The 11,644-nt window shown below is 45.8% G+C and carries 9 protein-coding genes; 8 read left to right on the forward strand and 1 reads right to left on the reverse strand.

The annotated features are described in order from the left end of the window. Window positions 1–36 precede the first annotated feature (36 nt). Window positions 37–1,029, forward strand: coding sequence for an RNA polymerase sigma factor RpoS (gene rpoS / locus OH773_RS04380; protein ID WP_034497934.1), 993 nt, complete (start codon window positions 37–39; stop codon window positions 1,027–1,029). A 111-nt stretch (window positions 1,030–1,140) separates the two neighbouring features. On the opposite strand, the gene mutS is transcribed toward rpoS, so the two are convergent. Beyond that, on the reverse strand, window positions 1,141–3,702 hold the full coding sequence (gene mutS, locus OH773_RS04385; protein ID WP_270143360.1) for a DNA mismatch repair protein MutS: 2,562 nt from the start codon (window positions 3,700–3,702) through the stop codon (window positions 1,141–1,143). A gap of 333 nt (window positions 3,703–4,035) precedes the next feature. Here mutS and OH773_RS04390 point away from each other — a divergent pair, with 333 nt between their 5' ends. The 7 genes from OH773_RS04390 (at window position 4,036) to mltB (ending at window position 11,473) form a co-directional block, all read left to right on the forward strand. Continuing rightward, entirely contained in the window at window positions 4,036–6,762 is a 2,727-nt protein-coding gene (locus tag OH773_RS04390; RefSeq protein WP_270143362.1) for a sigma 54-interacting transcriptional regulator, read from the forward strand. A 166-nt stretch (window positions 6,763–6,928) separates the two neighbouring features. Beyond that, window positions 6,929–7,351: a PTS sugar transporter subunit IIA gene (locus OH773_RS04395; RefSeq protein WP_183270418.1), complete on the forward strand. Its 423-nt coding sequence runs from the start codon at window positions 6,929–6,931 to the stop codon at window positions 7,349–7,351. 14 nt (window positions 7,352–7,365) lie between these two features. Beyond that, window positions 7,366–8,094 carry a BtpA/SgcQ family protein gene (locus OH773_RS04400; RefSeq protein WP_270143365.1) on the forward strand — a complete coding sequence of 243 codons (729 nt, stop codon included), beginning with the start codon at window positions 7,366–7,368 and terminating at the stop codon, window positions 8,092–8,094. Further along, a complete protein-coding gene (locus OH773_RS04405) occupies window positions 8,091–8,564 on the forward strand; it encodes a PTS sugar transporter subunit IIB (RefSeq protein ID WP_270143367.1) in 474 nt (157 codons plus the stop codon). The genes OH773_RS04400 and OH773_RS04405 overlap by 4 nt, the downstream gene beginning before the upstream one ends. Before the next feature lie 10 nt (window positions 8,565–8,574). Next, window positions 8,575–9,336: a PTS mannose/fructose/sorbose/N-acetylgalactosamine transporter subunit IIC gene (locus OH773_RS04410; RefSeq protein WP_183270415.1), complete on the forward strand. Its 762-nt coding sequence runs from the start codon at window positions 8,575–8,577 to the stop codon at window positions 9,334–9,336. Further along, window positions 9,320–10,138 (forward strand): PTS system mannose/fructose/sorbose family transporter subunit IID, encoded by an 819-nt coding sequence (locus OH773_RS04415; protein WP_270143373.1) that lies wholly within the window; start codon window positions 9,320–9,322, stop codon window positions 10,136–10,138. The genes OH773_RS04410 and OH773_RS04415 overlap by 17 nt, the downstream gene beginning before the upstream one ends. A 261-nt stretch (window positions 10,139–10,399) precedes the next feature. Continuing rightward, window positions 10,400–11,473: a lytic murein transglycosylase B gene (gene mltB, locus OH773_RS04420; protein ID WP_270143375.1), complete on the forward strand. Its 1,074-nt coding sequence runs from the start codon at window positions 10,400–10,402 to the stop codon at window positions 11,471–11,473. The last annotated feature ends 171 nt before the right edge of the window (window positions 11,474–11,644 follow it).

The raw sequence follows: 11,644 nt of genomic DNA on the forward strand, positions 1-11,644 counted from the left end.
GTGCTTTGCCCAGGGATCACGGGTAGGAGCCACCTTATGAGTCAGAATACGCTGAAAGTTAACGAGTTAAATGAAGACGCGGAATATGATGAGAATGGAGTTGAGGTCTTTGACGAGAAAGCCCTCGTAGAAGAGGAACCCAGTGATAACGACATAGCCGAAGAGGAGTTGTTGTCGCAGGGGGCCACGCAGCGTGTGCTTGACGCAACTCAGCTTTATCTTGGGGAGATTGGTTACTCTCCACTATTAACAGCCGAGGAAGAGGTGTATTTTGCCCGCCGCGCTCTGCGTGGTGATATCGCTTCCCGCCGCCGCATGATTGAAAGTAACTTGCGTCTGGTGGTAAAGATTGCCCGTCGTTATAGCAATCGTGGTCTGGCTCTGCTGGACTTGATTGAAGAGGGGAATCTTGGGCTGATTCGTGCCGTTGAGAAGTTTGACCCAGAACGTGGGTTCCGTTTTTCAACGTATGCTACATGGTGGATTCGTCAAACCATCGAACGGGCAATCATGAACCAAACCCGTACGATTCGTTTACCGATTCATATCGTGAAAGAGCTGAACGTTTATCTGCGTACGGCGCGTGAACTCTCCCATAAGCTCGACCATGAGCCGAGTGCGGAAGAGATTGCCGAACAACTGGATAAACCGGTTGATGATGTTAGCCGTATGCTGCGTCTCAACGAGCGCATTACCTCGGTCGACACCCCGTTGGGTGGCGATTCTGAAAAAGCGCTGCTGGATATTCTGGCTGACGAAAAAGACAACGGCCCGGAAGACACCACACAAGACGACGATATGAAGCAAAGTATCGTTAAGTGGTTGTTTGAACTGAACGCTAAACAGCGTGAAGTGCTGGCTCGTCGTTTTGGTCTGTTAGGCTATGAAGCTGCAACACTGGAAGATGTGGGTCGTGAAATCGGCCTGACTCGTGAACGTGTTCGTCAGATTCAGGTTGAAGGTCTACGTCGTCTGCGTGAGATTTTGCAGACTCAAGGGCTGAATATCGAAGCTCTGTTCCGCGAGTAATCGATTCTTCAAATAAAAAGCGGTGACTTGGATTCAGGTCGCCGCTTTTTTTTCTGCTGTTTTCCCTCTCCTGGGGGAGAGGGCCAGGGTGAGGGCGTCCGATGCTGAAACCTAAACCAAACTCTTCAGCCGGTAAATCCACTCCAATGCCTGACGTGGTGACAGAGAGTCGGGATCTAATGCTTCCAGCGCCTCTACCGCAGGTGAAGTTTCCTCCGCAACAGACAGCAACGACATCTGAGTACCATCGACCTGAGTGGCGGCGGTATTATTCGAAACCGTCTCAAGCTCACGCAGTTTCTGACGCGCACGCTTAATGACTTCTTTTGGCACGCCAGCCAGCGCTGCGACGGCCAGGCCGTAACTTTTGCTCGCTGCTCCGTCCTGCACGCTGTGCATAAACGCGATAGTGTCACCGTGTTCAATGGCGTCCAAATGCACGTTCGCCACACCTTCCATTTTTTCTGGAAGGGTCGTCAATTCAAAATAGTGCGTGGCGAAAAGCGTTAGCGCTTTGATACGGTTTGCCAGGCTTTCGGCACAGGCCCAGGCGAGCGACAGTCCATCGTAGGTGGAAGTCCCACGGCCAATTTCATCCATCAGCACCAGGCTGTGTTCAGTGGCGTTATGTAGAATATTTGCCGTTTCGGTCATTTCCACCATGAAGGTTGAACGCCCGGAAGCCAGATCATCTGCCGCACCGACGCGGGTGAATATACGGTCGATCGGGCCGATTTCAGCCTGCTGTGCCGGAACAAAGCTGCCGATGTAAGCCAGCAGCACTATCAGCGCAGACTGACGCATATAGGTACTTTTACCGCCCATGTTCGGCCCGGTAATAATTAACATACGCCGTTGAGGCGAAAGCGCTAACGGGTTGGCGATAAAGGGTTCGCTAAGCACCTGCTCAACAACCGGATGACGACCACCAACTACCTTAATACCCGGTTTATCTGTCAATTGTGGGCATGTGTAATTCAGGCTATAAGCGCGTTCAGCCAGGTTCACCAGCACATCAAGCTCAGCGAGGGCGGTAGCACTTTGCTGCAATGCCTCAAGATGGGGTAACAACGCATCGAACAACTGATCGTAGAGCTGCTTTTCCAATGCCAGCGCTTTCCCTTTTGAGGTCAGCACTTTGTCTTCGTACTCTTTCAGCTCTGGAATGATATAGCGTTCGGCGTTTTTTAACGTCTGGCGGCGAACATAATGAATCGGGGCGTGATGGCTTTGGCTGCGACTAATCTGGATGTAATAACCATGTACGCCATTGAAACCCACCTTCAGCGTATCCAGACCGAGTTTTTCACGTTCGCGAATTTCCAGCCTGTCGAGATAATCCGTTGCACCATCAGCCAGTGCTCGCCATTCGTCTAGCTCTTCGTTATAGCCTGGTGCGATAACACCGCCATCACGTACCAGCACGGGTGGCGCTTCCACCACGGCGCGTTCGAGTAGTTCACGTAACTCGGTGAACTCGCCCATGTTCTCACGCAGCGTCTGGACATATTCGGTTGGTACATCGCTCAGCAGTTCGCGCAGTTCAGGTAAGTGCTGGAAGGCGTAACGCATACGGGCTAAATCACGTGGGCGTGCTGTACGCAATGCCAGACGTGCCAGAATACGCTCCAGATCGCCTACCTGACGCAACACCGGTTGGATTTCAGCGGTTCTGTCTTGTAGCGCGGCAATGGTCTGCTGGCGTTTTTGCAGGACATCGACATTTCGTATAGGCATATGCAGCCAGCGTTTTAGCATGCGGCTGCCCATCGGTGTAACCGTGCAGTCCAACACCGAAGCCAACGTATTTTCAAAGCCGCCAGAAAGGTTCTGGGTAATTTCCAGGTTACGTCGCGTTGCCGCATCCATGATAATGCTGTCTTGCTGGCGATCCATGGTTACGGAGCGAATATGCGGCAAAGATGTGCGCTGCGTATCTTTAACGTATTGCAGCAAGCAACCGGCAGCGCACAACGCATGATGGGCGTTTTCGACACCAAAACCGGTCAGGTCACGAGTGCCAAATTGCATATTCAGCTGCTGGCGAGCGGTTGAAATTTCAAATTCCCACAATGGGCGACGACGCAAACCACGACGACCTTCAATTAAGCGCGTTTCTGCAAAATCTTCCGCATACAGCAGTTCGGCCGGATTGGTGCGTTGAAGTTCTGCCGCCATCGTTTCGACATCTTCCGGCTCTGACAGACGAAAACGACCTGAACTAATGTCGAGTGTGGCATAGCCAAAACCTTTACCGTCTTGCCAAATAGCTGCGAGCAGATTGTCCTGGCGCTCTTGTAACAGAGCCTCATCGCTGATGGTGCCGGGGGTGACAATGCGTACCACTTTACGCTCAACCGGCCCCTTACTGGTGGCGGGATCGCCAATCTGTTCGCAGATGGCAGCCGACTCACCCAGGTTCACAAGCTTAGCTAAATAGTTTTCGACGGCGTGATGTGGCACACCTGCCATTGGAATGGGTTCCCCAGCGGATGCTCCACGTTTGGTCAGGGATATGTCGAGCAGCTGCGACGCGCGTTTCGCATCGTCATAAAAAAGCTCGTAAAAGTCACCCATACGATAGAACAGCAGGATTTCAGGATGCTGCGCTTTCAGGCGCAGGTACTGCTGCATCATGGGGGTGTGGCCGTCAAAATTGTCCGTAGTGCTCATAATGTTTTTCTATCTAATCCGTTGAATTAAAAGTTATTTGTGATTTTATTTTTCTCGTTAAGTATCACTTTAAGGGTTACAGGCAAAACTACCTTTTCTGCCGCTATATTATCCCAGTGCCCAATCAGCTGTCACAGCTAAAATCTGGAAACGCCTCGCAAACCTGGTTTGCAATCACAGGTATGACGTTGCAGTCATCAAAATTCGGTTTGAGAAAAAATAAAATAATTACATATCAATATGTTGAATTGATGCTTTGCGGTTCGCTTACGACTCCATGTATCATGCAAACTGAATCCTGAAATGAGTGTGAGCTAACTTAAAGGCCTTGTTGTGTTAAAACATGATATCTGTGCGTTTTTGGCTGAAGAAACCCGAAATTTTGCTTTTAGTATGTTGGATGAATTTCATACTTCTCAATCAATGTCGCAGCACTTCAATGTAAAACGCAACACTATAAGCCACTACTTAAATCAATTAGTGGAAGAAAATCAGCTAATTAAAATCAACACCCGCCCCGTTTATTTCTTACATAAATCCGTGTTTGAAGCGCGTTTTTTTGCCGTTAGCCAGGTTGTGTTTTCTAGCCTGCAGGAGCTCCAGGACCATCAACATGCAAAACAGGATATTTTTGCCGAGTTGATTGGTGCACAAACCAGTTTAAAACCGGTAATAGAGAAGCTAAATACTGCGATTTGCTATCCGCCACACGGGCTATCGGTAATGTTGTATGGCCCTACGGGCAGTGGTAAAAGCATGTTTGCACAATTGGCCTGGCAGCAGGCTGTAAGCCGCAATATCCTGCCCGCTGATGCTCCGTTCGTGACTTTTAACTGTGCGCAATATGCGAATAACCCTGAATTATTATCCAGTAATTTATTTGGTTATGTGAAAGGAGCATTCACTGGTGCGGATAAAACCACTGACGGTATGCTACAAAAAGCAGATGGTGGCGTGTTATTTCTTGATGAAGTTCATCGGCTTCCTGCAGAAAATCAGGAAAAATTGTTCACTTTTATGGATACAGGCCGGTTTTGTCGGATGGGGGAAAGCGGTCGGGAATTAAGTGCTCAGGTTCGTCTGGTTTTTGCCACCACAGCCACCCCTAAAGCGCATTTTCTGGATACTTTCATGCGTCGTATCCCGTTGAGTATTGCTATCCCGTCACTGGACGAGCGAGGAATTGCTGAAAAGCGGAATTTTATCTTCGCTTTTTTTATGCATGAAGCAAAATTATTACAGCGAGAAATTACGCTTTCCTCTCAAGTACTGGAAGTACTGGTCCGTCATACTTATTCTGGTAATATTGGCGAGTTAAAAAATACTATCACCTGCCTGACAGCTGGAATATATTCAAAATTTTCTTCTGACCGTTCAATATCGGTGCATTTAAAAGATCTGCCAGAGAATTTTTTTGCGCAAGGTGTTTTATCTGAATATGTCACACAGGAAAAGTCGGTTACTATTACTCCTGCGACAACCCTGGCGCAATTAGTTCAAACGCCTTTGCCCCTGGCAAGGGCGATTAATGAATTTTGGCATAAAATACTGACTGTGTTTCATATGCAAGATGCTGATTTGTTTTTGCCAGAAGCATTCAGGGAAATTGAGTTATTATTTGATAAGATCATTTTTAGCCAGACAACAAAAAATAATCATCCCATTGTTCATTTTAATCTAAGTATTATAAAAGATATTATTCAACAGATTGAGAGTAGATACTCTGTACAATTTAATGGTAACTGCGAGCATGGCTTAGCGTGGTATCTATTTTTTAAAAATCAGCAAGGTAGTGAGCTCATTTCGGAGCAAAAGCATGTGCTGGAGAAATTACACCATTATATTATTCATAATATGGTGGAAGAAAATCTGATTGCGCGAAAACTATCCGTTTTGATCGAGCATCGGCTGGATGTTAGTATCAGCATGGAAGATGAGATCTTTTTCTCACTATATCTAAAAAGCATGAAAATGGTGCTGTGTTCTCCGAGAACCAAAGCTGTTATTCTGGCACACGGTTATGCTACAGCAAGCAGCATCTCCAATGTTGTCAATCGATTGCTGGGTGAGAATATTTTCTCTTCTTTCGACATGCCTATCGATACCTCTATTAAAGATATTGCCAATAATATTCTTCAGTATATCAGTGACAATGATATGTCCAGAGGGTTGGTTATTTTAGTGGATATGGGGTCATTAACGGATATTTATACTGAGTTTAATAAAAATATTCATTTCCCTGTCGCTATCATTAATAATGTTTCTACTGCTATGGCATTACATGTCGGAGAGTTTTTGCTAAACAATACATCTTTAGAAGAGATTGTTGAGGCGGTAACAGTTTATCAAAAGAATGATAGCAAAATTATCTATTCTGAACAGATCAAACGACCAACTATTATTACCAGTTGCTACACAGGAATGGGGACGGCGCACCATTTGCAGACTCTTCTCGAAGAAAGTATTCCTAAGGAAGCGGGGGTAGATGTTATTGCTTATGATTACTCCCTGTTACTTTCAGAATCGTCACGCCATTCGCTGTTTCAGTTTTACGATATTATTGCTATCGTCGGAACCGCAGATCCCTGTATTCCTTTTATTCCCTACATTTCGTTAGAGGATTTAATCAGTGGACGAGGAGATATCCGGCTGGATACGGTATTCCGTGGGTTAGCCGATGCTGCAATGATACAGACTATCAACGATCGGTTAGTGCATAATTTCTCGTTGAAACGCGTGATTGCTCAATTGACTATTCTCGATACAGGGAAAATCCTTGAACATCTGGATAGCTGTATTGGTACGTTGGAGATCCTGCTGAAAAAGCGTCTTGAGAATCAGAAGAAAATCAATTTGTACGTGCATGTCAGTTGCATGTTGGAGCGGTTGATTCGCCAGGTCCCTATCGAAAGTTATCCCGAGCAAGGGTTGCTGGAAGAGTGTCAAAAAGAAATACTGTGTATGATTCAAAATGCTTTTAGTGTCATAGAAGATATCTATAGTGTCACAATACCGCTCAGTGAAATCGGTTATATCTACGATATTGTCACGGCTGAGTGATTTCATAACTATTTGTATTTAAATTAATTTAATCAATATTTATCACCATCCCCTTCTGTGCTGCCACTCGTTTGACACTAAGTGGCATGATTCCTGCTTTCTATCATCCAGACCAACCATTAAACGACGGTGATACAGCCACTAACAATAAGGAGAGTGAGCCTAGATGCGTAAGTTTTTATTTGCCAGCCATGGCCGGTTTGCTGATGGAATCAGAGACTCGTTAGAAATGGTCGTTGGGAAAAATGAACATATTTCTACTCTATGTGCTTACACCGATGATGTGCCGGATTTAAAGCTCGGGGTGCAACAATATTTCGCTAGTTTGGGTTGTCACGATGAGGTTGTTGTTATCACTGACATTTCCAAAGGCAGTGTAAATAATGAATTTATCACCTATTTAAATGATCCTCGTTTGCACTTAGTTACCGGACTTAATTTGCCACTGCTGATTTCATTGATTCTCGAAAGTCCGGATATTAATGATACTGCTGAATTGATAAGAATTGCACTTCAGGATGCGAAGGAAACTATTCAATATTATAACGATACGATGTTGAATAATAACCAGAAAGTAGATGATTTCTAGAACAGGAGGGTGTTATGAACAATAAAATACAGACCATGTTTGGTGATGAAAAATTAATCCTCGCAATGCTGCATTTGAAAGGTGATAACGATCAGGAAGTTTTTGAACGAGCCCTTCGCGAAATTGAAATCTACCGTGAAAATGGTGTAAATGCCGTTATTGTTGAGAATTATTTCGGTTCGCCAGAGCAAGTTGAACGTGTATTACAATATCTCGACAGTCATGCGGTAGATATTATTTATGGTGTTAATTTACTGGATGATGACCGTCAAGGGTTCGAACTGGCAAAAAAATACCATGCCAGTTTTATTCAACTTGACTCAGTCGCCGGGCATTTAACACCGGAAGATGATGTCGCGTTTGCCGAATTTATAGCCGAGAATCGCAAAAATTCCGATATCGCTGTATTTGGTGGTGTGCGCTTCAAATATCAGCCTTATAAATCTGGCCGCAGCCTCGAAGAAGACTTGCAGTTGGGAATGCAACGTTGCGATGCAATAGTCGTCACCGGTGATGCCACAGGACAAGAAACAGACGAAAGTAAAATAGAGGCATTCCGCGCCATTATGGGAGATTTCCCGTTGATTATTGGTGCCGGCGTAACGGCGGATAACTGCCAGCAAAAGCTCAAATTAAGTTCTGGTGCTGTGGTGGGTAGCTACTTTAAAGATACTTTTAAAGATAGCGGGGATGTATGCGCAGAACATGTAAAACAAATTATGATGAAGGTTAAACAAGCATGATTAAATTATTACGAGTCGATCATCGTTTATTACACGGTCAGGTGGCTTTTGCCTGGACAGCCTCTTTGCAAGCTGATTGTATCTTAATTGCCAATGACGAAATCATCAGCGATGAATTAAAAATGACCGCGATGAAATTGGCTCGGCCCAATAACGTGAAACTGGTGATAAAAAACATTCAGGACTCTATTACCGCACTAAACAGTGGGGTGACCGAGAAATATAACCTGTTTATCGTTGTGGCTTCTATTCATGATGCTTATCGTCTGGCAATGGCGAGTGACAAGGTAACCAGTATTAATCTGGGAGGAATTAAGTCTATTCCGGGAGCGCGTCAGATATCTAAAGCAATATTTGTGACTGAAACAGATGTGGCTGAATTAAGAACTCTGGATCAAAAAAATGTTGAGCTGGAAATTCGGCAAGTGCCGAATGATGCCAGGTTAAAAGCAATTACCTTACTGGGATGAGATAACGTATATGAGTCTTTTGATGCAGTCTTTCTTGCTCGGAGGGTTGTCATGCGTGGGTTACCTGGATTCGATTTTTGGTACGGCGATGCTCAGGCGACCAATAGTCATGGGGCCTTTAGTCGGTCTGATTATGGGGGATGTGACTAAAGGGATCATGATTGGTGCGGCAATTGAGCTGGTGCTACTGGGTGCTTTCCAGATTGGTGCTTCCAATCCGCCTGATGTCACCTCGGGTGGTATTTTGGGTACGGCATTTGCTATTGCCTCGGGGCAAAATGTAGCCACTGCCGTGGCGTTAGCGGTGCCAATCGCCACTTTGGTACTGGTATTACAAAATGCGGTGTATATCTTTGTGCTGCCTATATTTTGTCGTCAGGCAGACAAACATGCATTGCAAGCCAATATTAGTGGCGTAGTCAGGATGCATATTTATTCGACGCTTGCCTGTTCGGTTCCTTTTGCCATTCTCGTCGGATTTGCTTTTTATGTCGGCACGCCGGTAGTCAGCGCAATACTGGACGCGATCCCAGAAACCATTTTGACGGGGATGACCATTGCCACGGGTATTCTTCCGGCTCTGGGCTTTGCCATGCTGGCCAGAATGATCATCAATAAAAAAGTGTTCCCATTCTTTTTCTTTGGTTTCTTGTTGGCTGCATATTTAAAGCTGCCTCTGGTGGGCATTGCGCTGTTTGGTTTATTCCTCGCGATTGTACTCGTTAATAGTTCATCCAAAAAACAGGAGATCGTCGATGACAACGAATTCTGATAGCACCATAACTAAAAAAGATTTGTGGAAAGTCTATTTCCGTTCATTGACCATGGAATCCTCCTGGAATTACGAACGCATGATGCACATGGGATATACCTTTGCCATGGTGCCCATTATTCGTAAAACGTGCAAAACGGATAAAGAGATCTCTGATGCATTGGTCAGACATTTGGAATTCTTTAATACCACGCCACATCTGTCTACGCTGCCTTTGGGAATATCTTCAGCGATGGAAGAAAGGCGTATGCTTGACGATGATTTCGATGCTAACTCCATCAATGCTGTAAAAGCTTCGCTGATGGGGCCATTGGCAGGCATTGGTGACTCTTTCTTCTGGGGAACGCTGCGAATCATTGCTGCTGGATTAGGCATTTCGTTGGCTTCATCAGGTAATATTCTTGGGCCTTTACTTTTTTTACTGGTGTTTAACGTTCCTCATTATTTCATTCGCTATTTCTGCCTGATCGGAGGATATCGGCTGGGGGCTGATTTCTTCAAAAAAGTAGAAGAAACCGGAATGATGCAAAAAATTACTTATGGAGCAGCCATTTTAGGCTTGATGGTCATTGGAGGAATGACGGCCACAATGGTTTCATTGAAGGTTCCGTTTGTTATCGGCGAGGGAGAATATGCCGTTCCTTTGCAAAATATCCTGAATGATATTATGCCTTGTCTGCTACCAATGGCTGCTTTCGGTGTTATGTATTATTTGCTGGGCAAGAATATGCGAATCTCGCGGATCCTTATCGGCATTATTGTCGTTTCAATTATCAGTGCATATTTTAATATATTTGGCTAACTAACATGCCGGCCTCCGTTTGTGGCCGGTATGCAGAAACCTGTCGCGATAGCATTTTGGGAGGGGGAAACGCCGCCATCATCGGCAAACCCTCCATTTTTAATCATAGATTTAATGGCTTGCGTTTATGGCTGCCTTGCCAGTCTTTGTCATCACATGCACAGATAACCTTCCGCAGAACAGACTTCTTTTTCAGAAGCACAAATTTGATTTACCATAAGGAATACTCATTCGTCGTCAGTCATATGGACATCCCAACACATGCGTTACTCCGCCGCGTTACTTCCACTTGTTGTTTTACTTGCCGCGTGTAGCAGTAAGCCGAAAACTGAAACTCAGCAACAGCAGACAGGCACGCCTTCGGGTGGTTTCTTGTTGCAGCCACAGCATGATGTGTTTATGCAGACGGGGGATTTTGCCAATAATCCTGAAGCTGAGAAATTCATCAATAAAATGGTGAGTGAGCATGGTTTTGACCGTCAACAATTGCATGAGGTGCTGTCTCAAGCCAAAAGGTTGGATTATGTGCTGCGTTTAATGGACCAACAGGCACCGACTACTGCGCCGCCTCCGGGCCCGAATGGCGCATGGTTACGCTATCGTGGCAAATTTATCACGCCAGATAATGTGCAAAATGGTGTCGCGTTCTGGAACCAATATGATGATGCGTTGAAACGTGCTTTCCAGGTTTACGGCGTTCCTCCAGAAATCATTGTTGGGATTATTGGCGTGGAAACTCGCTGGGGTCGCGTAATGGGCAAAACACGCATCATCGATGCCCTGGCGACATTATCCTTCGCATATCCGCGCCGTGCTCAATACTTCTCTGGCGAACTGGAAACCTTCCTGCTGATGGCGCGCAAAGAAGGTGACGATCCGCTGGCGCTGAAAGGATCTTTTGCTGGGGCTATGGGTTACGGTCAGTTTATGCCTACGGCATTCAAGGAATACGCGGTTGATTTCAACGGCGACGGTCATGTGAATTTGTGGGATCCCGAAGACGCGATTGGCAGCGTGGCAAATTATTTCAAAGGCCATGGTTGGGTGAAAGGTGATTTGGTTGCTGTGCCTGCTAACGGCCAGGTGCCGGGATTAGCAAACGGCTTTAAGACTAAGTACTCTGTTTCCGCGCTGGCGGAATCAGGCTTAAGCCCGACCGCTTCTCTGGGGAACCATCAGGAAGCCAGTTTGCTGCGCCTGGATATGGGCGATCGTTATCAATACTGGTACGGTTTACCGAACTTTTACACCATTACCCGTTACAACCACAGCACGCATTATGCGATGGCGGTCTGGCAGTTAGGTCAGGCGGTAGCGCTGGCACGCGTACAGTAGTCTTTTCCCCGCCTTGTTCTGAGGCGGGGTTTGCTTTCCTCTGCAATTCTCATGAAGGTTTTTCCTGATCGTCGATCAGGAATTTACATCGTCTTCATTTTAATTTATGTTATGTTATAACAAATCATATTAAAGGTTTTCCCCCGCAATGCTCCCTTTACGGACACTTTT

It is taken from the genome of Buttiauxella sp. WJP83, from assembly GCF_027594725.1.
Classification (GTDB): Bacteria; Pseudomonadota; Gammaproteobacteria; order Enterobacterales; family Enterobacteriaceae; genus Buttiauxella; species Buttiauxella selenatireducens.